The sequence below is a fragment of the Pantoea sp. sgz302252 genome, from assembly GCF_047713085.1.
GTDB lineage: Bacteria > Pseudomonadota > Gammaproteobacteria > Enterobacterales > Enterobacteriaceae > Scandinavium.
Genome location: NZ_JBLFJW010000031.1, coordinates 15971 through 41098 on the forward strand (window position 1 = coordinate 15971; position 25128 = coordinate 41098).

Annotated in this window: 10 protein-coding genes; all 10 read right to left on the reverse strand. The window is 58.2% G+C overall.

Annotation, left to right across the window (positions count from 1 at the left end):
- Window positions 1-22: 22 nt before the first annotated feature.
- The 10 genes from ACLW56_RS19825 to ACLW56_RS19870 all read right to left on the reverse strand — a co-directional run bounded on the left by ACLW56_RS19825 (window position 23) and on the right by ACLW56_RS19870 (window position 25061).
- Entirely contained in the window at window positions 23-2206 is a 2184-nt protein-coding gene (locus ACLW56_RS19825) for a TonB-dependent receptor (protein WP_330985431.1), read from the reverse strand.
- A 130-nt stretch (window positions 2207-2336) separates the two neighbouring features.
- Entirely contained in the window at window positions 2337-3299 is a 963-nt protein-coding gene (locus ACLW56_RS19830) for an AraC family transcriptional regulator (RefSeq protein ID WP_330985432.1), read from the reverse strand.
- A gap of 89 nt (window positions 3300-3388) precedes the next feature.
- Entirely contained in the window at window positions 3389-4741 is a 1353-nt protein-coding gene (locus ACLW56_RS19835) for a salicylate synthase (protein WP_330985433.1), read from the reverse strand.
- Between the two features lie 9 nt (window positions 4742-4750).
- Entirely contained in the window at window positions 4751-6349 is a 1599-nt protein-coding gene (locus tag ACLW56_RS19840) for a (2,3-dihydroxybenzoyl)adenylate synthase (RefSeq protein WP_330985434.1), read from the reverse strand.
- The gene (locus ACLW56_RS19845) at window positions 6342-7046 is read right to left on the reverse strand and encodes a class I SAM-dependent methyltransferase (RefSeq protein WP_330985435.1); all 705 of its coding nucleotides are present in this window, start codon (window positions 7044-7046) and stop codon (window positions 6342-6344) included. Before ACLW56_RS19845 ends, ACLW56_RS19840 begins: the two co-directional genes overlap by 8 nt.
- Complete coding sequence (locus ACLW56_RS19850; protein ID WP_330985436.1) at window positions 7039-7812, reverse strand: thioesterase II family protein; 774 nt, start codon at window positions 7810-7812, stop codon at window positions 7039-7041. The genes ACLW56_RS19845 and ACLW56_RS19850 overlap by 8 nt, the downstream gene beginning before the upstream one ends.
- A complete protein-coding gene (locus ACLW56_RS19855) occupies window positions 7809-8897 on the reverse strand; it encodes a Gfo/Idh/MocA family oxidoreductase (RefSeq protein ID WP_330985437.1) in 1089 nt (362 codons plus the stop codon). The genes ACLW56_RS19850 and ACLW56_RS19855 overlap by 4 nt, the downstream gene beginning before the upstream one ends.
- Window positions 8894-10018: a saccharopine dehydrogenase NADP-binding domain-containing protein gene (locus tag ACLW56_RS19860; RefSeq protein WP_330985438.1), complete on the reverse strand. Its 1125-nt coding sequence runs from the start codon at window positions 10016-10018 to the stop codon at window positions 8894-8896. The genes ACLW56_RS19855 and ACLW56_RS19860 overlap by 4 nt, the downstream gene beginning before the upstream one ends.
- Window positions 10015-15444: an amino acid adenylation domain-containing protein gene (locus ACLW56_RS19865; protein WP_330985439.1), complete on the reverse strand. Its 5430-nt coding sequence runs from the start codon at window positions 15442-15444 to the stop codon at window positions 10015-10017. Before ACLW56_RS19865 ends, ACLW56_RS19860 begins: the two co-directional genes overlap by 4 nt.
- Window positions 15441-25061, reverse strand: a complete 9621-nt coding sequence (locus ACLW56_RS19870; RefSeq protein ID WP_330985440.1) for an amino acid adenylation domain-containing protein — start codon at window positions 25059-25061, stop codon at window positions 15441-15443. The genes ACLW56_RS19865 and ACLW56_RS19870 overlap by 4 nt, the downstream gene beginning before the upstream one ends.
- Window positions 25062-25128 lie beyond the last annotated feature (67 nt).

Below are 25128 nucleotides of genomic sequence, written 5' to 3' on the forward strand. Positions count from 1 at the left end.
CATTCATACCCATTACAAACGGTCAAAAACGAATTTGCGTTCCGATGCCAAGGATCCGCCCGTGGCCTACGCTCACCGCTTCCGCTCCCGGGCCGTAATACAAGCCAATATACTGTGGGCGTTCATCGGTCAGGTTTTGTCCAAACAGATAAATATCCGCCCAGGCAAACTCCATGCCTATTTTCGCGTTGACTATCTGATAAGCATCCAGCTTGAAATGACTGCCAACATCCGCCTGTCTGTCACCAACGTACTGATGCTGTGCCAGCGCGAACAGATTCGCTTCCGGCATACCTGCCCAGGCGGCAGAATCGTAGTATTGCAGGGTGACGCTGGTATTGAAGCGCGGCACCGCCGGTACACGGTTGCCGTTACGCGCCTGAGTCGTTCCAGCGACTTCATCAGACACATTGCGTAATTCAGAATGGGTATAACCCGCGCCGACATTGAGCTGTACGCTTTGCGCCAGCTTCACCGAACCTTCGATCTCTGCGCCATAGCTGCGGGTATCCATGTTTTTCGGCACGAAAGTGAAGGAGGATGAGTCCATCGCTAAAAGGTGTTCGTTTTTAACGTCGTTGTAGAACAACGCCGCATTCAGCTCGGCAAGCCCCCCAAAAAAACTATTTTTGCTGCCAAGCTCATAGCTCCAGGAGGTCGATTCGTCATACGCTGAATCCATTTTGCCGGTGGCGGCATTGTTGGTAAATTCAGGAAAACCTCCGCTTCTGGCACCGCGCGCCGCACTGATATAAACAATCGAATCGTCAGTGAGCGCATAATCCAGCGCCGCACGGCCAGTGATCATATCGTCATTCAGCACGCCGCTCTGATTGAAAGCAGGTACCGTGCCGGGGAAACCGTTTGAACGATAGCGTGCATTGTACGTTTTGCGGTCATGGGTGTAGCGCGCACCGACTGAAGCCTTTAGCTTATCGGTCAGCGGGACGGTGACTTCGCCAAATGCCGCATAGCTGGTGGTGCTGTAGTCGTTATTCCGCTTGCCGTTGGTCGAGGCGAAAAACGACGACTCATACACGGTATTTAATGTGTAGTCATCGTAGAGATAATTTATCCCCCCAACCCACAAGAGATCGGCGTCATCCAGACTGCTCAGCCGCAGCTCCTGATACACACTTTGCTGTTTCTCATCGTAGGTGCTCCAGTCTGTCGCTGGGACAAATGCTGATGGCGGCATCTTAAAGGCTTTACTGTAGGTCAGCGCTTCCGAGTTATTGGTCAGGTTATCAAAATTATAACGATTCCATGCTGTTACCGATGTAATCTGCGCATCCGCTAACTGGCGGTTCGCCGTCAGGGACAGGCCAGAAATATCGCGATTGACCCAGCCTTTCGGCTCCAGCTCAACAACCGGAAAGCGCGAGGTGTTCTTTAGCAAGAAGTTGGATGGCGTATTATTGTCACGCTCGTAGGAACCGGTGAATACCAGCCGCGTCAGCTCGTCTGGCGTCATCACCAGCGAGCCGCGAAAGACGCCATTTTCCACTTTCCCCAAATCGCCGCCGGGCGCGAGGTTTTCGACATCGGGCCCCAGGTTAGCGTAAGCGGCGGAAAAACGTCCCGCCAGGCGCTGTTCCACCAACGGCCCAGAAACAGTCAGTTGCCCCACATTCTGTGATTTTTCATCCAGCCCCACCTCGGTGCGCAGGTATCCTTCAAATTCATCGCCTGGTTGCCGGGTGGTGATATTGATTGCCCCTGCCTGGGCATTACGGCCAAACACCGTTCCCTGCGGGCCGCGCAGCACCTCAATACGTTCAACATCAAGAAAGCGCCAATCGGAGGCGTAAGAAGGCTGAGGCACGCCATCAATATAGGTTACGACTGAAGTATCGTCGTAGTTAAGTGGTTTGGTGACAGGCCCTACGCCGCGAATAGACATATAGCTCGAACGCCCGTCGCCCAGCGAACTAAAACTGACGTTTGGCACATCGCGCAACAGATGTTCGACGTCATCGATACGGCGGTCACTCAGGGTTTGTTGATCAAAAATACTCATCCCCAACGGGATCTTTTGCGGATCTTCTTTGACCTTACGAGTGGTCACCACCATGGTCGATTCCTTTCCCGCCTCTTCGTTCTCTTCCTGAATCCCGGCGGCGGTTGCAGGGGCGGAAAGCAGCGCCCCCACGAATAAAGCAAAAGGTTTGATGTGAAAATCTGCGCGTTGCTGCGTCTTTGACATAACCGTCCCTTAAGGCAAGAAGTCGTCGAAATATGCTTTTTTCTTTCTACTTCAAGTGTATGGAGAGACGGTTCATTCCCCTAGCCCACTCAGCTATGAGTAAAGCCAAAGCATGTATGGCAAAAGCCAGTCACCCGTTTAAATACTCTCTCGGGGAACGGCCAAATTTACGGCGATAGGCGGTGGAGAAATTGCTGGGATGCTGGTAGCCGACATAATAGGCTGCCTGTTTAACCGACCAGCCTTCCGACTCCAGCCCCTGCCGGGCGCGCAGCAGGCGTTGTTCACGCAAAAAGGTGAACACCGACTGCCCCACAACGATCTGAAATTTGCTTTTCAGGGTGCTGACGCTAATACCGGCTTCACGGGCTAAATCACACAGGCAGTGGCTATTGTCCAGTTCTGAAATCAACTTATCGCGGATCCGCAGGATACGCTCGCTATTGCGTACCGGGGCGAGCGTATCGCCCGCCGGTATTTGCTGCTCCACCACGCGAATGCTTTGAGCCAGAATATCCAACACGCAGCTATGTGTTTGCAGGCGCCCGGTGACGCAATTTTCACAGAAAGAGAACAATTCATTGGCACGGTCGATAATATGTCCGGAGACCGGAAATTCATAAACTCCGCATTGATGTAAAATACTCCGCACTTTGCTGGCCAACGCCCGCTCCGTAATCTGCTCCGGAGAGGCCTGAATAACCAGGCTACGGCAGCGATGGCCGCCGGGGTTCCGACACCAGAGTTTCCATTTCTCTTTGGCAACAATCACTTTCGCCACGCCTTTTTCCAGTTGTAACGGTGCGTCGCCCTCTAACTGGTAGTGGGGCAAATCACCATCCAGCACCAACAGAATGGTCATGCAGTGATCGAGGACGCCGCAGCGATGATCGTCGCTGTGCACCGAGATATCATTCAGACACAGGTTCACGCCATAAGGCAGCGTCGCCGCTTTTACCGTCCCGGAGAATTGCGGAAGCCTGCCTGCCGGGGTTGCCGTCGCAGAGGGCGTGTCCACTTCGTAGTCATATCCCCACTTTTGCGCCATCTCAATAAATTGCTGCAAAGAATGAAGTTGATGCGTGGATTGCATGCCGAATATCCTCACAATTCGCCCTCCGGCACATAACGACGGAGGGGGAGTCCCATGACACATTTATGTGAGTAATATTAATGACCAGATTAATCTTGTAAATAATAATGATTATTATTTACAAAACATTTAGCCACCACATAAGGGGCGATACTCGCCAGTTTTTCCTGCGTTTCCGTCAGCTCCCGCTCTGGCGTGGATTGCGCAATAATCCCGGCGCCTGCCTGTATCCATTGACGGTGGCTATCCTGAAACGCAGAGCGCAGTACCAGGGCTGCATCAAAGCGGTGCGGATTTTCAATGAGCATCACGGCACCTGAATAGAGTTCCCGGGGAACGGATTCTAAACCCTGAATGGCCGTCAGCGCTGCCGTTTTGGGAATACCGGAGGCCGTAATAGCCGGAAAGAGCTCATCAAAAACATCCCAGGCATCTTGTCCCTCCCCCAGTTGCCCGCTCACCTGAGATCCCAAATGCAGCACGCTACCGCGTTCGCGTACCGACATTAAATCGTTAACGACCACGCTTGCCGGACGGCACACCTGATTTAATTCGCGAATCGCCTCTTTTACGGAAATAATATGTTCAACGATCTCTTTGCTATCTGAAATCAACGCCTGCTGCTGTTGCGCGTTTTGTTGCGCATTGTCGGCACGGGCGCGCGTTCCGGCCAGCGGTTCGGTCATCGCCCGCGCCTGTTCCACCCTTACCACCAGTTCAGGGCTAAACCCCGTTGCTTCTCGCTCTGCGAGGCGAAATAAAAACGATCGCGCAGGCGTATTCTTTTGCCGGCCCAGCCACCAGGTCGCAGGTATATCCAGCGGAGCGGGCAGCGCCAGCATCCTGGAAACAATCACTTTTTCGTAGTCTCCTGCGTCAATCTCCGCTAACGCACGCGCGACACGCTGGCGATAATCATCGCCGCATTGCGCCGTATCCACCGCCATGACAGACCTGTTTGGCGGGTCGTTAATATCGCATAACATCGTGCTTAACCGCTGACACTCCGCTTCTGTCGGCGCATAAATCGTCACCTGTCCCTGCTGAAAAACCAACTCACAGCGGGGAATGACCAGATTTAATAGCGGCCATGTTCCCGGCGTAAAAGGTAAACCACGAACCCGGGCGGCGTAATTAAACGCAGCCATGCCATAGATACGCGGTGCCTTTTCAGCGTAATTGCGCACAAATTGCCGCGCGCAATCAGCCAGCGTACCGTTGATCGGATAACGATGTTCACCGGTAGCCTGTTCCTCCAGCGCCTGCTTCCCGGCAGCGTCAATCTGCAATGTCGCCACGCGTCCCAGTCCCAGACACCAGCAGGGAGGGTTCTCATAGAGAAAGTAATCATCCCCTGCACTCTGGCGGATAACGGTATAAATTGCCGACAAGGTTCGTTCAGCATCGATTGTCATGGTGTATTCATATCGTTGGTTAACCATAGCGACTCCTTAACTCAGGCTGGCGGCCAGCGCTTTTTTATTCACTTTGCCTATCGGCGTCAGGGGAAAGGATGACGTCAGCGTCAGACGTTCCGGCCACTTCCAGGCCACCAGATGCTGTTGTTCAAGCCAACGGCGTAGCGCCGGAAGCGTCAACTCGCCTTCGGCGATAACCACCGCGTGAACGATCTCCTGTTCAGATCCGGCGTGGTCGGCAATCACCGCCACATCGCGTATCGCCGGATGCGCGCGCAGACAATCCTCAATTTCATCGGCGGCAATGGTCTCGCCATTTCGGTTAATCACGTCCTTTGTCCGCCCTTCGACAATCAAATAACCGTCTGACCGCTGTCGAACACGATCGCCGCTCCGGTAAAATCCCTCGTGAGCGAAAGCCTGCTGGTTATGGCGTTGAGCACGGAAATAACCGCGAATGGTATACGGCCCGCGTACCAGTAGCTCTCCCGTTTCGCCCGGCGCAACGGGATGCCCTTCGTTATCCACAATCAAAATTTCATCATCGGCGCATAGCGGTTTACCCTGGGTATGGATCACCGTCTGCAGTGAGTCGTCCAGACGGGTATAGTTCAGCAATCCTTCAGCCATGCCGAATACCTGTTGCAGTTGACAATGAAATCGCGCTAAGACCCGTTGCGCGGTTTCCGGCGCCAGTCGCGCGCCCCCGACCTGTAACAGACGCAGCGAGCTGAGATCCGGTTTCTCCCCATTCAACGCTTCCAGCCATACGGACACCAGCGAAGGCACCAGCGCCGTCATGGTCACCCGATGACGTGCAATGGCATCAAACGCATCCTCCGGTGCCGCCGTTGCCGGTATCACCACGCAGCCTCCGCGCGCGAAAACGCCGAGGATCCCCGGACAGGCCAACGGAAAATTGTGCGCCATCGAAAGGACGGCCAGATAGCGCTCCTCGGCATCAACGCCGCACAACGCCGCGCTGGCGGTAAAGTTGTAACCATAGTCGGCGTGAGTGCGGGCAATCAGTTTTGGCAATCCGGTGGTGCCGCCGGATAGCAGCAATAACGCAATGTTGAGCGAATAGTCGCCCTGCGGGCGATCGGTGTATGGCGTGGCGGTACAGTCGGCAAACCGATTTTGCTCATCAGAGAGCCGAATAGCGCACGGGTGTTCAACCCACGCAGGGATATCCAGATGCGTTAACTGGCGGCAGCCCAGATACAACCTCGCCTCCGCCAGCGTGATGATATGTAAGATCTCCCGCTGACCGAGGGCAGGCAGCGCCAGAACGGGCACGGCGCCCATCAGCAGTACCGCGAAGAGCGCGACAATAAATTCCGCGCTATTCGGTAACTGGATAACGACCGGATCGCCAGCACGCAGCCCGGAAGCATGCAGCTCCCCCGCGAAACGGCGGGAACAATCAATAAGCGTCTGATAGCGCCATTCGCGGGTCGGTTCCACCAGCGCGACCCGGTCGCTATACCGACGTTGCCAGTCGGCTATCCGCATCGCCAGCGTCTCATCCTGCCAGTAGCCCTGTTGCTGATAATGCTGGATCCAGTCCGCTGGCCAGACCATATCCGGGAGTAAACGTCGGATATCCTTTTTCACTCTCGGTTCAGACATAAAGCACTCCTGCTTGCGGGGTGAGTCTTTCTGCTTTTAAGCCCGTTTCACGCGCGAGATCGTCAAGACCAAAGGTATGCCAGACGCTGCGGTTATGGATAACCTGCGTTGGGCTGGGGCCGCCGCGCACAACCCAGGTTGATGTCAGCATCATGGTATCGTCCTCTCCCGGTTCGCCCTGCAATGTCGCGCTGTAATGACGCTGCCCCAGCGTGGCGTTAGCCAGAGAGAATGCCGGTAACGACACGGGCTTTTCCACCGGCAACAGCTCGATGAAAATCGGCGCGCCTGCCGGTAAACGGGGCAGCAGAGTCTTCCACAGCGAGAGTCGAGCCTCGCGGGATAAATGCCCCAGCACACCGTAGGCCACCACGGCGCTCAAACGCTCGGGCAACAGAAGTTTTTCAACGGGCTCAGGGATGATAGTGACGCGTTTTCGCAAGCGCGGATCGCGGGCCACGCGGTGGGTCAGCACCGCCCGCATGGCAGGAGAAGGTTCAATCGCCAGAATATCACTATCGGGCAGCGCGTCGGCAATCGCCGCGACCGTCCGTCCAGTGCCTGCGCCGATATCAAGGATCGGTGCGTCCTCCAGCGTCATCGCGGTAAGACGTTCGCGTAACACCTGCTCGCCAGCGGAATGCGCCTGCGTGACTAAATCGTAGAACTCCGCAACCGGAGAGTAAAAATCATCCATTTATCTGTCCTTCTCGATACGAGGAGAAAACGGCATTCAGCGCCTGCTGAACGACGGTAACCACGGCAATACGCTCGCGGGAGATAAAAAAATGGTCACCGGGGAAAAAGTGCACCCGACACCCTTGCCTGCTGTAATCTGACCAGCCGTGCGCCTGACAGGCAGGCAGCTCCGGGTCGTCTCTCCCCGCCAGAACCGTTATCGGGCAGGACAATAACTCTGCCGGGCCGGGACGGTAGTTTTCAATCAGCCGGTAATCATTACGGATAATGGGCAACAGCAATTCGCTCAGTTCTGGCGAATCAATCAGCGCCTGGTTATCACGGCTTAAGCGCTGTAGCTCTGCCAGCAACTGCGTATCGCTCCCCTGGTGGATTTGGCTATCCAGCGGGTGAAAACGCGGAGGCTGTCGCCCGGAAATAAACAGATGCTGCGGCGGCTTCCCCAGACGTGACAGGCGCTGCGCCAGCTCATGCGCGATAGCGCCCCCCATGCTGTGTCCCAAAAGCGCGTAAGGCATTCTGGCAACAACCGGCAGCAACACCGTTTGCAGTTGTGCCAGCAACACGTTCATATCATCAACAAGCCTGTGCCCGTAGCGATCCTCCCGCCCCGGGTACTGAATAGCCGCCACCTCAAGGTTGTCGTTGAATAACCACGGCCATGCGCGAAACGCGCTGGCCGCGCCCCCGGCATGCGGAAAGCAAATCAATAACCTCTTTGCCTGCGGGCGGGGAAGATAAAAACGCAAAGCCGTTGTCTTCATTTGTCGCCCTCCTCAACCAGCGCGCTAAGCGGCAAAATGGCCGGTGTGTCAGGAGAGATGAGCTCCGGCGACCCCAATTGACGGGAGACATCATGCCAAAGCGACGTCACGCCCAGCGTCCACTGTCCCTGCCTTTGCGCCAGCGCCGGGTCATGAATACTGGCAATAAACGCCGCCATTGCCCGATTTATCGCCTGCGGCCAGAGCGTATCGAAAACGCCGCGAAACGTCTGCGGTTCGCTGCCGGGGAGAATATCGCTGCTTGACGCCTCAAGCCTCTCCGTTCCCTCGCCTTCCAGCACAAGGCGGTGCGTCTCATCGCGATGGGTATGCAAACGCGGGCTCCAGATGGCCGGTCCGTGCGTATCCGCCAGCGCCAGAACGCCGCTTTCCGCCGTCAGCGTGAGTCGATGCAGCAACAGTGCGTGATTGTCCGCATCTGCCGGATGTATCTGGTTCTGAACACGTAAACTCAACGGCACGCCGCCTATATCGCCATGCAGGCAGGTATACGGGCCGACTCTGGCAGGCTCGGCGACCGCCAGCGTCGCCGGATGCAGTTTTCCCAGCGCGCGAGCCATCACATCAAGCAGCGGATACAGCACCTGCGCGCCGCAAATCCCCTCCAGATAGAGAAAAGGCTGTTGGCGACGGATCTTCGCCGCCGCCTGCAAGAACAGATAAATCGGTGCAACATGCGGATAGAACGCGTTGACATCGTAGCGCACATGGTGCTGCCTGGCCGTTCGCATCCCGTCGTTAAGCTCATCAGGGTGCAGCGGGTGCTCCTGCAATACGTGAATACCACGACGCATGAGCGCACAGGCGATATCGCCGCCGTTGCCACCGGAAACGGCAGCTCTGATGACGACGCACGCCAGATCAATATCGTCGGGTAATGCCTGCACGCTGGTGTAATGGGCGATCCCGAACTGCTGCGCATAATCAGCAGAAGCGCGCGAGCCGCTGGAGAGGATCCCCACCAGTTCAATCGCCGGATTCGCCGCCAGCGCCCGCAGATAGAAACGACCAAAACTGGTGCCGCAGACAATGGCCCGCAAGGGGCGATGCGCGTGTTGGGTCATAGCGCCCCCTCCTCATGCTGGAGGTCGGGTTGATACTGCTGGATACTCGTGCCTCTGTGTAGCCGACACACCTCCTCCAGCGTCTCTTTGGCGGGCAACACGCTGTCGGCAAAATGGATCCCCGGCGCAATCTCCCCCTGTAGCACACGCCGGGCGCAGGAGACGGCGACCGCCGCACTGAGCGCCTGGCTACTCTCCGTGGCCACCACCGCGCGTGTTGTCGCGCACCCCTCCTGCTGTAGGTCAAATACCATGTGATACCACGGCCGGAACCCCAGCAGATCGATAGCGCTGGCCGCTTCCACGGCGTGGATAGCCTTACTCAGGCTGGCTGATGTCCCGTCAAGCGCGCCCCGTAATCCGGTCAGCGTGTCATGCAATCGGTTACCGCAAAAGACGTTGTACCACTGCACATTCGCCAGTTGCCTGTCCAGTGCCAGTCGTTCCACGTCGGCGCTCAAATAAGGCAGCAGGGTAACCTGACCCGGAAAGTGAGGCAGAGAATCCTGGCGTTGTGCCGTCAGGCTATGACGACAGCGCCGTCCCAGACGCCAGCTTGCGCCCGCTTCGCCATACCAATAATCAGAAGGCGCCAGCGCGTTGTGCTGTTCATTAAGCGACAACACCAGATCGGCCGCCGCCGCCCCTCCAATTCGCTCGATCCCGCCGCACCAGACGGTCAACGATCCGCCTAAACGATCGCTTAACCCGCGCGGAACCAGATTCGCAAGGCCCGGCAGCATCCCGGCAGAAAGTACCGCACGCCAGCCCGCAACGGGCGTACGCTGGCGCAACAGTTGCCACGCCGGGCCGTCGCCGGAGACATCGATATAGTCCGCTCCGGCCTCTGCCGCCGCATTCGCGACCCGATCCAGAACCTGATAAGAAGGCCCTGCGCAATTGATCACCAGCGAACATTCCGCACAGAAGCGCCGGAGCGCATCGTCGTGCCAGAGATCCACCGTCTGCCATTGCGCCGCATAACGCAGCGCCAGCGAACGCAGCGACAGCGGCTGGCGGGCGCCCAAACGCAGCGGATAGCCAAGCTCCGCCAGCCATTGCGTAACAAAGTGCCCAATCCCCCCGCTGGCGCCAAGGATCGCAATACGTTGCATTGTCATTGCTCACCTCCGCTCAGGAGATGACGGGAAAGGGTCGCCGCCAGTATTGAAGCGTTATCGCGGGATAAACAGCTAAAGTGATCGCCGGGCGTGTCATCAATAATCAGGTTGCCGTAGCATATCGCTTGCCAGTAACCCGCCACGTCGCCGGGCGTTCCCGGCAACAGCGGGTCGCTTTCGCTGTTGCGGATCACCACCGTATGACCAAACCAGGGCTGCGGCTTATGCCGCCCGACGGCGGCCATGCTGTGGCAAAAAAGCCTGTAGCTTTCGGCAAACCGGGAGTCATCGAGTTGTTCCTGATGATAAACGCCCTGCTCAACGCCGGAGGATTGCAGTAAGGCCAGCCGCTGCGCCAGCGGTTTCGCCATCCAGACGTTCAGCGCCTGGCCGACCTGCTGATGCTCCGGAGCCAGACTGGCGAATGCGCCTTGCGGAATATGGCCCGCCGTTTTTTGTAAAATCGCGTTCACCGCCGCGGAAAATGCCGGTTCCGGCGGCAGGCCAAGCTGTGTTAAATCAGCCCCCAGCGCCCGGGCAAAGACATACTCCACCAGCCCCTCGTCATCGACACGCGGCGGTTGCCAGGCGCTGATCGCCACCAGTTGATGAACCCGTTTTCCGCGCTCGGTAAGCTGGCGCGCAATCTCTGCCGCCAGTAATCCGCCCAGGCAATAACCGACCAGCGTATAGCTTTCTGCGCGGTCAATCAGTAAATCGGTGTATTGCCCGGCAAGTCGGCTTAACGCCTCTTCCGCCGCCAGATTCAGGAAAGTCGATGCGCCAGGCAGCGCCAGACCGACACCCTGACTAAAGCGCGACTTGTCCAGCGCCGTTAACACATGCTGATAAGGCTGTAAATTACCGGTTCCCGCATGCAGCAGAACGCAGCAATGTGCTTTGTCCTGTGCCGTTCCCCACAACTCTACCAGCGGTGACAGCGCCTGCTGCGCGGCTACGGGCGCGTTGTCGGCGCGGCGCAACAGTTCGGCTAATGCCATGACCGTGGGCTCACGCAGCAGATGACGCAGCAGCGTTTCCCATTCCAGTTTCGCTGCGGCATCAAGGGTTTTACGTATTCTGGCAATCATCCGCGACAGCAGCAGCGAATCGCCGCCTGCCGCATAGAAGTCAGTATCACGGGCGATATTCGCAACCCCCAGTACATCCGCCCATACGGCGGCGATCTCTTGTTCCAGGGCATCAATCGGCGCTTCGCCGGTATGGCTTGCGCTAGCTGTCTCGCCGGGTTTCGGCAGCGCCACATTCAACGCCTGACGATCGATTTTTCCGCTCGCGCTGCGCGGTAGTCTATCGAGCAGTTGCAAATGTGCCGGGATCATATAGCCCGGTAATCTCGCCTGCAAAAACTGCCGCAGTTCGGTTTCACGCAGGTCACAACGGTCGGTTTTAAACTGGGCGATAAAGACCCCCTGACCGGCGCTTGCCAGCGCGCTATCCGCGGCGGGCATGCAGCCGGTCAGCGTCGCCCCCGCCTCATCCAGCAGCGTGAGCCATTGCTCGCGCGTAAAGAAGGTTTGGTCGCTGTCGGCACGCAAATCGGTAAAACCGGTCAGTTCCGGGAAAAACTCCATCGAGACCAGTAACGGGTAGTTATGCCGACGGAAAGGTTCGATAAAGACAAGGACCCCACCCGGCGCTAACAGCGAGGAGAAGCGTCTCAGAACCTCTCCCGCGTTACGCGCGTTATGCAGCACGTTGGCGCACAGGAGAACATCAATGCTGTTAGGCAGCATCCCCTGCGGCTCGGCAGGCAAGTTCATATCGAAAATGCCGTAGCGCATCCATGGCCACGGCGCGAACAGTTTTCGCGCCTCAACCAGGAAAAACTCCGACAGATCGGTAAACCGGTATTCCGGCGTGTAGTCAGCCAGCGCGGGAACCAGATCGCTGGCGGTTCCCGCCACCCCGGCCCCCACTTCCAGAATACGTAGCGGCTGAGGATTCTCCTTCGCCAACGCGGTAATGGCTGATACCACAATAGCGTTCATGCTCTGGCTGACCAGGTTATCGCGGTAGGCGGCGTGGGCGGTAGACAGCTCGCCTTGTGGAAACAGCAGGTCGCGAACGTCGGTTTCACCGCGCAATAAACCGCCAAGCCGGTCGCTACAGACCCGAATATAATGCAGCGTCTGGCTACCGTAACCCGCCTGCTGCTCCAGTCGTTCAACCTCACGCCAGACGCGTGAAACCTGCTCATCATCAGCCATAGCAGGGTGGTGATAGCGCCCCTCATCATCACGATGCAACGCCCCGGCGCTGATCAACCCATCAAGCCAGCGACGCAGCAATCGCTGATGAACGTCGGCCACCGCCGTCGCCAGATAAATCTCTGGCAGGGTATGCCGCGCGTCATTGGTGCGAAACAGCCCACTTGCGCGTAACTGTGCGATCATCGCAAGGATTGCCACCCGGTCAGCGCCGTCCATTAACAATTTGAAAGCCGCCCCGTCAATCTGCTGCTCGGTTGCGATTGCGCTACGCCGCGCGGCCTCCAGAGCGGCGTTCGCGGGTGGCTGCACGCCCTGCGCCAGTTCAGCAAAACCATACAGTTGACTCGCGGTACCGTTACCCTCCGTCAGCAAAGCCACACCATCTGCCACTGCCGGGTGCTGGCGCATCACCGCCGCAATCTCGCCGGGCTCGACACGGTGGCCGCGAATTTTAACCTGATGGTCCATCCGCCCCAGAAACTCGATATTACCGTCCGGCCAGTAGCGTCCACGATCGCCGGTCAGGTACAGGCGTTCGCCATCAGCACGTGTGACAAAACGCTGCGCCGTCTTTTGCGCATCGCCGAGATAGGCGCTGGCGAGGCCATCTCCGGCAATCGCAATCTCGCCGCTGACCCAGTCAGGTCTGTCGTTGAGCCCTTCATCAATAACGTACAAACGCTGATTCGCCAGCGGTTTGCCGTAAGGGACACTTTTCCAGTGCGGTTCCGTCTTTTCCAGCGCATAAAATACCGACCAAATCGCCGCTTCCGTGGCACCGCCCAGCGCAATCAGGTGCGCCTGAGGCGCATGTTTTTGCAGACAAGGAAGGAGATCGAGCGGCACCCAGTCTCCGGATACCAGCGCCAGACGTAAATCCGCCAGCGGCCCCGGCAGCGCATCGCAGAGCATTTGCAACTGCGCCGGCACCGTATTCCATAATGTGATGCGGTGATGCGCCATCAGGTCGGCCCAATGAGAGGGATCGGACCTGCGCGACGCCAGCGGATAAACCAACCGACCTCCCGCCGCCAGCACGCCAAAAAGATCGTAAACCGATAAATCAAAGCCCAGATTGGCTATCGCCAGTATGCTGTCGCTCGCCTTGATGGCGAAACGGCGGTTGATATCCGCGAGGGTATTCCATGCGGCCTGATGCGAAACCACCACCCCTTTCGGCTCACCCGTTGAACCGGAGGTGTAGATAATGTAAGCGGGTTGTTCAGGGGCAACGAGCGACGGCTGGAACGCCCTCACCGCTTGCGATGGCGCGCAGGTAAGCGCCATCACGCCTGATGGCATCGTGATGTCGGCATCGCAGAAGGCCCAGTTCACCTGCGCATTGCGCATAATTGCCTCGCGGCGTATCGCGGGCTGCTGGGGATCGATGGGCACATAGCAGCCGCCGCACAGCAGAATGGCTAACGGAGCCAGCGCCTGAGCGCGTCCTTTGCCGCAGATAACGGCAACGGGATCCGCTGGCTGATGCCCGGCCTGACGTAGCGTCTGCGCCAGCGCCTGAGCCTGCTCAATCAATTGGCCAAAACTCAGCGAACCGTCGCCATCCTCCAGCGCCGTCGCATCCGGGTACTGGCGCGCGTACTGCACAACACCGCTGTGCAGTAACGCTGGCGAAAGCGCCTGATACGTCTCATTCGTCTGGCGGCGCAGGCGGCGCTGAGCCGATGGCAGTTTCAGCGGCTGTGTCAGCTGTAAGCAGGCGTCCCCCTCAGTCAACAAGCTATCAATCAACTCGCAGAAGGCGGAAAACGCATTCGCAATCACGTCTTCCGGGAAGAACGCCTCCCGGCAATCCCAGGCCAGCAACACGCCTTCTGTCGTCGCCGTTGCCTGACAGTCAATCAGCACCTGAGGCGTCTGCGTCAGTCCTTGCAATATGCGATAATGGCGCACATGTTCCGACGCCGGTTCCTGACCCAGCGTACTGGTAAAGACCACCGGCATCAGCACCGGTTCGCCGCGCTGGCGGGAGAGTTCGCTCAGTACCTCAATGCCGGAACAGGCGCTATGCTCCAGGTCGGTAAATAGCTGCTGACTCATCTGGACTAGCGTGTCAACAAAGCGCTGCTCATCGCGTAAATCCACCGCCAGAAGCGTGACGGAAGTAAAATCGCCAATCAGACGGTTGCTGTCCTGATGAACCGCGTCACGCAAAAAAATCGGTAAATTAAGCGTAAAGCGCCGCTGCTCGCTGTAAAACGCTAACACCTGCGCAAATGCGCCGAGGATCAGCATCGTTGGCGTCAGGCGATGGCAGGCAGCTAGCTGCCGCAGTTGCTCATGCTGTGCATGAGAAAGCAGACGCTGGCGACGCACAAAGGGGGCGGAAGAAGATGCGTTAATAAGCGGCAACGATGGGGCGTCAGGAAGAGCGTTCAGCCGGTTCAGCCAGTACTGACGAGCGTGGCGATAACGGCGTCCCTGACGCGCCGCGCGCCGGGCAATGACATAATCGCGAAAACGCAATTCGGTTTCGGTCGCTTGCGCTTCGCGCGGAAAAAGCTGCCGCTCAATCTCATCGATCAACAGCCATAAACTGGCCGCATCCACCAGAATCAGCTCAATGGTCAACAGCAGACGGGTTTCCTGCGCCAGTTGCACTGAGCACGCGGCAAAGAGCGGCCAACGGCGGTAATCTGAAGGCGCCGCCAGCATGTGTTCGCGTAGTTGTGCCGTTTGGCGATTTGCCTCTGCTGGTGAAAGATGAAGACAGACATGATTTTCCAGCCTGTAAGCCGGAACCTGCGGCAGCACCCGCTGGTATCCCTCATCTTCAATGACCACCCGCAACATATCATGACGTGCGATAACGGCGCGGAGTGCCGCCTCTAATGCCTGCGGTTCAACCTGACGGTCAAACGCCACCTCCAGGAATCCCCGGCAGGCAACGCCGCCAAAGGTGAACGCGCTGTGACGCCCGACAAAGTAAGCCTGCTGGGCTTCGGTCAGCGGGAAAGGCTGGTAGCGCCCCGCCACATCGGGCGTAATCTGCTGTTCGGCGCGTTCTTCTTCCTCCAGCCAGGCCAGCAATGCGGGCTTGTGCGCGCTTAGCTGCTGTTTCAGCGCCGCCGTCATCACGCCCGCAGGCGCCCGGAATCGCAACTGCTCATCTTCACGCCAGAGTTCGATCCCTTGTGTTTCCAGTCCTGCAACAAAATCAGAAATATTCACAATAAACCTTCATCCTTACTGTTTTGATAAGCCAGATGCCTTTCGACTGATGCACAAAGGCCCAAAAAAGACGCATCCGCGAAAAACTCACGCAACGTCAGGGTGATACCAAAATGCTTGCAGAGATTCGCCACCAGCCGCGTCCCCGAAAGTGAGTTACCGCCAACGGCGAAGAAGTTGTCCTCTTGCTGAGGAAGCTCACCGCCAACCGCACGTTGCCAGGCGTGAGCGACAGCCTGCTGAACCGGATGAGTAAAGGTCCTCTTCGCCACCTGCGGCGATGGCTGCATCGCCAGCAACCGACGTCGGTCAACTTTGCCATTCGCGGTAAGCGGCCAGTCCTCAAGGGCGACAATCGCGCCCGGAACGGCGTATCCCGGTAGCTGCTCGCGCAGCGCCAGAATGAGCGCATCGGTATCGGCGTTTGCCATCTCGACAAACGCGACAATTCGCGCCGACATGCCTTCTCCTTGCACAAACGCCGCGGCGCGTCTGACGTTTTCATGGCGCAACAGGCAGTGTTCGATTTCCCCAAGCTCAATACGGTGACCGCGCAGCTTAATTTGTCCGTCCCGACGCCCCAAAAACTCCAGGACGCCATCAGGACGGTAGCGCCCCCTGTCGCCCGTTCGATACCAGCGCAAAGGATACGCACCGCTAAACTGCGCCTGAGTTAAGGCTTCATCTGCGCAATATCCGCGCGCAACGCCCTGTCCGCCGATCAGTAATTCACCCGCAACCCAGTCCGGCGCATCGAACCCGAGCGAATCGACAACGCGGAACTGCTGATTTCGCAACGGCAGGCCATAAGGCACCGACTGCCAGCCGTCAGGAGGCGTCATGGCGACAGGCCAGGCATTTGACCAGATAGAGGCTTCCGTCGCGCCGCCAAGCGCTATGACCTGGGCATCGGGCGCCGTTCCCCGTAATCGGGCGGCGATATCCGTGGCAACCCAATCGCCGGAAAGCAGCGCCAGCCTTAATGCGGGCAAACTGACGGACCGTAGCTGCGCGACATCGATAAGCATTTCCAGCAGCATCGGCACGCTATTCCAGATGCTCACCTGATGTTCGACCATCAGCGCCAGCCAGCTTTCAGCGTCGCGATACCCTTCATCCTCCGTTAAGACCAGCAGCGCGCCGACGTTGAGGGCGGCAAACACATCAAAGACCGCCAGGTCAAAGTCCAGCGCGGCGACGCCCAGCAGCACATCACGCTTGCCGATGTCATAGCGCTGGCCAATATCGTCAAGGGTATTCAGTACGCTGCGATGTTCGATTTCAACGCCCTTCGGCTCACCGGTCGATCCCGACGTAAAGAGGATGTAAGCCAGCGTATCGCCAGCGGCAATAACCGGTTCCGATAACGGCGGCGACATCAGGAGCGTCTCTGGCGTGGCGACCGGTAAATCAAGGGAGAGCGGACGGTCGCTGATAACCAGCCGCGCCTGCGCTTTGTGGCACAGCATAGCCTGACGTGCAGCGGGATGTGCCGGATTCACGGGTAGCCAGACGGCGCCTGCCGCCAGAATCCCCAGTAGCGAGGCAATCTGCTCGCTTCCACGCGCACAGCACAAGGCAACCCGATCGCCGGGATTCACCCCGCGTTGCCGCAGCGCCGCCGCAATACGCAATGCGTTTTCCCGCAGGTCGCCAGCGGTCATGAAACCGCGTCGACTGTCCCATAATGTCTGGCGCTGAGGCTCCCTTTCGGCTTGCCTGAAGAACGCCTGGTGTAACGCCGTATCGGCCGACAAGCACCCGGAAGTGGCGTTAACCTGCGCCCGCACACGCTGCTGCTCAGGCGGCAATTCTCGCCGGATGGGCTGCGCCCAGTCCGCCTCCGCCAGCTGGTGCAGCATTGCGCAATAGCCGCTAAACATCTGTTCAATCATCTGTTCCGGGAACAGCGCGGTAAGGTAATCCCAACTCAGCAGCAGGCCATCAGCTAAATCAATCACCTGATGATCCAGCCAGACCTGCGGCGTTTGTGAACAGGTGAAATCCGGCCAGCGCACCGCTAATGCTTGTGCATCCGCCACGCCCAGCATACTGGTGAACACCACGGGTACCGCGCGCGTTTCGCTCCCCTGCTGTTGCGCCATTTCCCGCATGACGGTCACAGCAGAGACCTGTTGATTATCCAGATCGCGCCAGATTTGCGCCTGTAAACGCTGCGCGTGACTGAACCAGCTTCCTTGTGCTTGCGCGTGATATTCGGCGAGGATCAGCGAGGTGAAATCGCCCACCACGTGATGGATATCAGGATGTGAAGGCTGACGGTCAAACAGCGTCATGTTGACCACCAGCGAAGATTGCCCGCTCCAGCGGCTCAGAACCTCCGCAAAGCAGGTCAGCAACAGGACCGACGGCGTGATCCCCGCCTCGCGCGCCCGCCCGTTCAGCCGCTGCCAGAGGGGAGTCGGTAGCCTGTGCTGTAGCCGCGTAAAATGCGGCGTGGCTATGGCTGACGGCGCAATTCGCGTTGGCAGTTGCGGTGCAGAAGGAAGCGAATCCAGCCGTTGACGCCAGTAATGCTTCGCGGCGCTATCTTCACCCTGCTTCTGACGCCAGAGAAGGTAATCACGAAAACCGATTTCCGGCCGCGGGAGATCCACATCCGGCTGTTGATAATAATGAAAGAGTTCGCTGAACAACGTCAGCATACTGAGGCCATCGACCATCAAATTATCGAACAATACCGCCAGCCGGACTTGCCCCGCGTCATACTCAATCACCCGGATGTCATACAGCCGACCTTCGCTGGTCGAAAGCAACTGGCGTGACACCTCTTCGCGTAATTGCTGTAGTTGCGCCGTCATGTGAGGGCCGGGTTCAAGGCGATAACGGCGAAATGCGTAATCGGCTATCTGCGGAAGTACACGCTGTTGCCCTTCGGCATCGATAACGCATCGCAGCATATCGTGGCGCGTGACCAGGCGATTCCAGGCCCGTTCCATACGCGCAATGTCCAGCCCGGGCAGTTCGTATTCGCTGTAGCACTGTGCGGCAATTCCGCCAAGCGTAAAGTCCGGCTGCCGTCCCAGCCAATACGCCTGCTGGACGTCGGTCAACGGGAAGGGGTCAAATCGCCCCGCCTCATCATGCCGCAAAGCGGCCTGCGGCGCGGCGGCAACCGGCTCCAGCGTCGCGGCAAAATCGCGCAAATGCGGTTGATTAAAGAGCATGGCCAGCGCGCCGCGCAAACCGTATTTTTGCAGGCGACTCATCAGGCGCGTGGCTATCAGACTGTCGCCGCCAAGCGCAAAGAAGTTGTCATCGCCGCGCGTGACCGGCTGACCGAGCAGCTCCGCCCATAATGATGCGACGCGATGTTCAATGTCCCCGTTCAGCTCAGAAACGGGTGATGACGCGTCCTGTTGCCGCGGTTGCTCCGCCACTTTCGCCGCGATCGCCTCACGATCGACTTTGCCATTTGCCGTCAGGGGAATGGCCGCAATCTGGAGCACATATTCAGGGACTTCGTAATCGGGCAAGTGCGCCATCGCTGCGGCTTTGATCTGCGCCAAATCGAGGGCGCTTTTTGCCGTCAGCGCCACGGCCAGCTTGCGCGCGGCCCCTGCGACCACCACCGCCACAGCGGCATCAACCTGCGGCAAACGGCTAAAAACGCCCTCCACTTCGCCCAGTTCAATTCGGTGTCCACGAATTTTTACCTGGCTATCAACACGACCGAAAAATTCCAGCACGCCATCGGGACGATAGCGGGCGATATCGCCCGTGCGATACCAGCGACGCTGCTGCCTGGTGACAAATTTTTCGGCGCTACGCCGCGGATCGCCATAATATCGCTCTGCCAGCCCCGCACCGCTCACCCACAACTCACCTTTTACCCCATCAGGACAGTCGCGCTCGGCATAATCCACTACCCGGCAGCGCATGTTGCTCAACGGTACACCGTAAGGCGCACAGGCCCACCACGGTTCGTCAGGCAAAATTTCATGACAGGTGGAGTGGATAGCTGCTTCCGTCATACCGCCTAATGCGGCAAACCGCGCTTGCGGTGCCACGCGCCATAGGTCCTGCGGCAATTGACGAAGGACGCGATCGCCGCCAACCATCACCAGACGGAGCGACGGTGTTAACGCACTCTGCCCGGCGGCGATGACTATCATTTCCACCAACGCCGGTACGGCGCTAATCACGCTGACCTGCCAGCGATTAATCCGTTGCACCCAGGCAGCGGCGTCGCGGCGCTCGGCCTCGTCAACCACGACCAGCGATGCGCCGACGCTCAGGAAGGTGAAAATATCGTAAGCCGAGAGATCAAAATCCAGCGCCGAGAGCGTAATGGAACGATCGCGATGGTCGATAGAAAAGCGTTTCGCTACCGCATCAACGGTATTCGCCACCGCGCGGTGGCTGACCACCACGCCTTTTGGTTTTCCGGTCGAACCCGAGGTAAAAATAATGTACTTGGCAGCACTCGTCGGTTGTTCTACCGGCGCCTCCAGCGGTGCGGCATTGAGCAACGCCCCGGTACGGATCACCGCGATGTTCTCCGGCCACGCCAGTTGTGATGCGCTGACCTCATCGGTTAAAACCCAACGTACGCCGGCATCGCGGTAGACCGTCTCTCGTCGGGCGAGCGGCAGCCCAATTCCGGCAGGCACATAGCAACCGCCCGCAGCAAGCACGCCAAGAACGGCGATAATTTGCATCACGCCTTTCGCCTGAGTGATGGCCACACGTTCGCCCGGTTCAATACCCCGCAAAACCAGCCCTCCCGCAACCCGTAGCGCGCGTTCGCGCAAGGTTTGGTAGTCCATCTGCTCCTCTTCCCCCCACATCAACGCCGTGGCGGCAGGCGTGCGCAGCGCTTGCTGGAAAATACGCAGATAGAGCGGCCGATCCGTTGCGAAAGTTTCATCGGTTTGATTAACCCGTTCACGGCACTGGCGCTGTGCCTCGGGAAGCGCGTGCGGTAGCGGGAAATGCCAGTCCGCCTGCGCCAGATGTTCAATCAACTGGCACCAGGCGGAGAACATCGCGCTTATCATGCCCTCCGGGAAGAGAGACTCTACGGCGTCCCAGTCCAGCATCAGATGCTGCCGGGATTCACTGACTTTCGCATCAAGCCATACCTGCGGCGTTTGGGTAATCGCATAGACCTGTTGAGGAAACGCCGGGGAAAGGTCGAGGGAGGCATCTTTCGCCAGGCCGAGTACGCTGGTGAAGACAATCGGCATATGCGCCATCGTTTCGCCACGCTGGCGCGCCAGTTCGCGCAGCACCTCAATACCGGAAATCTCACGATGCGTCAGCCCCTCCCCCTCCTGTCGCTGTAGCTGTTTTGCTGCCGTCAGAAAATCGCAGTGAGGCGGACGCTGGTAAGCCAGTAAAAGTATGGAGGCGAAGTCGCCGACGACGCTGTCAATGTGCGGATGGCAGGGTTGACGATCGAATAGCGTCAGATTAATGGCCAGAGACGCCTGGTTGCTCCAGCGTGATAAGACTTCGCCGTAAGCCGCCGCCAACGCGACGCTGGGCGTCATGCCATAGCGCCTGGCGCGGGATTTGAATTGTGCCCATCGTTCTGGCGCAAGCTGATAATGCCAGCGGCGAAAGCGCGGATGGCGGATATTTTCCGGCGGCGTCGCTAACGGTAACGCAGGCGCGGCAGGCATAGAGGCAAGTTGTTGCCGCCAGTAATCGCTGGCTCTTTGTTTTTCGTTATCAGCCGGCGGGTTTTGCCGCACATAGTCGCGGTACTGGATGGTCAGCGGCGGTAGCGAAGCGCCCGGTTGCTGATAGAGGTTATCCCATTGCGTAAACAGGATCATGATGCTGCGGCCATCCAGCATGATGCTATCCAGGCTGACCATCAGCCGCTGACGCGGCACCCCCTTTTGCTGATAGTGCGCCACCTGGATGTCAAACAGCGGCCACTGCGTCACGTCATAAACCCGGGAGGCCAGCGTTTCACGCAGCGCCAGCAGAGCCTCTTCATCACCGTCTGACAACACATGCTGGCGTAAAGTCCAGGCCGGCGTCTGCTCCAGAACCTGCTGGCGTCCGTCATCCAGCACCACGGCGCGTAACATATCGTGGTGGGTAATCAAAGCCTGCCAGGCTGCTTCCAGTCGGTCGACATCAAGGTTGTCGCCATCGAATTCAATATAGAAATGCGAACCAACGCCACCGAGCGCAATATGCTCTCCCCGTCCAATCCAGAAGGCACGCTGAATGTCGCTGAGGGGGAATGGCGCATAACGCCCCTGCTCATCAGCGGTAATGTGCGTGGGCAGCGCCTCCCGCCAGGGTTGTACATAACGACAAAAATCAGCCAGCGTCGGGTTGGCAAATAATTCACTCAGCGGCGCGGAATACTGCCGTTCACGCAGTCTCGCTATCGCGCGGGTCGCCAACAGGCTGTCACCACCTGACATGAAGAAATTATCCTCACGCCAGATCTGAGCAACCTGTAACAAATCTTGCCAGATCCCGGCGACCAGCCGCTCTATTTCGCTTTCCGGCGCGGTCAGGGGGATTTTATCCGCCAGCGGCTCCTGCTGAGCCTGTTGCTGTAAGGCGTTGCGATCGATTTTACCGTTCGCCGTCAGGGGGACATCGTCCAGCAAGCGATAGTGTTCAGGAATGGCATAGCCTGGCAACATACGCTGTAGCCAGCGGCGCAGCGCTGCACGATCTACGGCCTCGTTGACCACCAGCGCGGCGCTCAGTTGCCTTGATGGTTGTGTGACAACGGTCACACATGCCTGCATCACCGCAGGGTGACTTAACAACGCGGCCTCGACTTCGCCCAACTCAATACGATGGCCGCGAATTTTGACCTGGTGATCGGTCCGTCCAATATACTCAATCAGGCCATCGGGCCAGTAGCGTACCCGGTCACCGCTGCGATACCAGCGACGCCCGGCATGATGTACAAACTTCTCTGCGGTACGCGTGTCGTCCTTACGATAGCCGCAGGCAAGCCCTGGCCCGCTCACCCACAGCTCTCCCGGCACCCAGGGCGGGCAATCTCTCCCCGCGTTATCCACAATGCGGCAAGCCATCCCGGCCAGCGGCCGCCCCCACGGCACCGCTGACCAGCGCGTATCATCCGGCAGGAGTTCGAATACGGTGGAGTGGATAGCCGCTTCCGTCATTCCACCAAGCCCGACAAATTGCGCCTGTGCGGTCAGACGCCACCAGGCGTTTGCCAGTTCTGCCGGGATGCGATCGCCCCCCATCATCACCAGGCGGAGCATCGGCAGTGGTACGGTGGCAGCGGTCAGGATCATGTCTAACAGCGCCGGAACGCAGCTTATGACGGTGACCTGCCACCGACGCACTATCTCTACCCAGGCATGCCCATCCCGGCGCTGGTCTTCATCAACCACCGCCAGACTGCCGCCGCAGCTTAGAAAGGCAAAGATATCGTAGGCCGAAAGATCAAAATCCAGTTCTGACAACGTGATGCTGCGATCCCGCTCACCAATGGCAAAAAGCGCATTAACCGCATCAATGGTGTTCGCTACCGCGCGATGCGAGACCTCAACGCCTTTTGGCATACCGGTCGAGCCCGAGGTGAAAATGATATACATCGGCGTCGTCGAGTCGACCAATAGCACATCGTCAGCAGGCTGGGCATTCAGCGCCTGCTCCAGCGCGAAGACAGCAATGTTATCAGGGAAATCAACCAGATAGCGCGGGCGATCGTCACAGAACGCCAGCCGGACATCCGCCGTGGCAAAAATGGTTTCCCGCCGCAGCCGGGGAACATCAATGCCACACGGGACATACACCGCGCCTGCCGCCAGTATGCCCAGCACCGCAATAATCTGGCCGACGCCCTTCCCCATACTGACGCCAACGCATTCTCCTGGCATAATGCCCTGCTGGCGTAAAAAACCGGCAACCCGTAGAGCCTGCGTTTTTAATTCGCCATAAGTGAGCGACCCGTCTTCGCCCCACACCAGCGCCACGGCCTGCGGCGTCTCTGCCGCCCTGGTGAAAAAACGTTGATAGAGAAGAGGTTCACTTTTTGTCGCAGGCTGTGGTTCATTTTGCCAGGGCACCACGGGGGAGAATGGCGGCAACGGTTCCCGCCAGTAAGATGCCTCTTCAAGCAAGCGCAGAGTTTGTCCTTTGAACCTGTCGAACATGGCATCCACCACCCCGCCAATAAACAGGTCCGCCCGGACATCCCAGTTGATTAAAATCCCGTTCTGGTATTCCGTGACCTGCGCGTCAATCCAGACCTGCGGCCCCTGAGAAATCGTCCATATCGGCTTGCCCAGTATTTCCTGAACCTGAGGCTCATACAATTCGCCCAATGCTAACGCACTGGTAAAGACAACCGGCGCGAGAACAGGTTGTCCCTGCTCACGTGAGCGTTCGCGTAAAACGTCAACGCCGCTCCAGGCTGCATGTGCCAACGCTTCACGCAAACGGGTCTGTAATTCCTGTGCCTGCTCGTTAAAACTCGCTGGTTTAGAGGAGTCGATATTAATCAGCACCGAACTGGAAAAATCACCCACCAGTAATTCAGTTTGCGGATGGGGATTATCGCGCGAGAAAACCGGTAAGTTGAGCAGAAAACGCTCCCCGCCGCTCCATGCGCCTATCGTTTCGGCAAACAGCGTCGCCAGAACAACCGGTGCGGTTAACCCGGCATGTTGACTTCGCTGCATCAGCACAGCGGATTGCGCGTCATCCAGCCAAAAATAGTGACGCTCCGTGCGCGGCGTACGGTGTGAATCAGGATACAACGGCAATGTCGGTGCCCCGGCCAGCGTATCCAGACGCGGCTGCCACCACTGACGATCCTGTTCACGAATCTGTGCGTATTGCCTCTGGTTGTCGAGACGGTATTGCGGATAGCTAAAGGTCAGTGGCGGGAGCAATGCCCCCTGATCCTGATAAAAGAGGCCAAGCTCACGCAGCAGGATCCGCAAACTGGCGGCATCACCCGCAATCATATCAAGATCGAGATGCAACCGGCTTCGGCCACCCGGTAATAGTGAAAGCGCCAGCATCATGGTTTCGCCCTGCTCAATATCCAGCGTCTGGTGGGTATAGCGTTGCCGCAGCGCCTCCAGTTGCGCGGCCAGTGAATCGTCCTTCAGCCCGGAGAAATCATGTACGATTAAGCGACAATCGCTGGTTGGGGCGATATGCAGCTGCCCACGCTCATCAATTCGCAGTCGCAGCATTGGGTGGCGCTGCAATAGCTGACCAAACGCGACCTCAAGCCGTTGCGGATTTAATGCTTTCCCTTCCAGTTCCAGGTAGAAATGGGCGCTAACGCCCCCTAATTGCTGCTGCTCCTGTCGGCCAATCCAGAAGGCATGCTGCATTGTCGCAAGGTCGAAAAAACCCTCGTCCACCGCAGAGGCAACAGGCGCGGGTTCTTCCCGCAGTCCGGGGCTATCGGCTATCGCTTGCCGCCATTCACCCACGGTTCGTTTGAGGATTAAGTCAGAAAAGCGAATATCAATCCCGTCACGCCGCAACTGCGATGCCGCCCGCATGGTGCGTAGCGAATCGAGCCCCTGGTGGATTAAATCGCAGTCATCATCTAATTGAGCTTCGGGAATGGTTAATAGCTGGCTGAGTAAACGCTTTAGTTTGTCGTCCTGCGGATTCATGAAATATGCACTCCTTGTTTTTCAGCGCCGGAACCGTTACCGGACAAAAAACGGATGTGTCGTTATC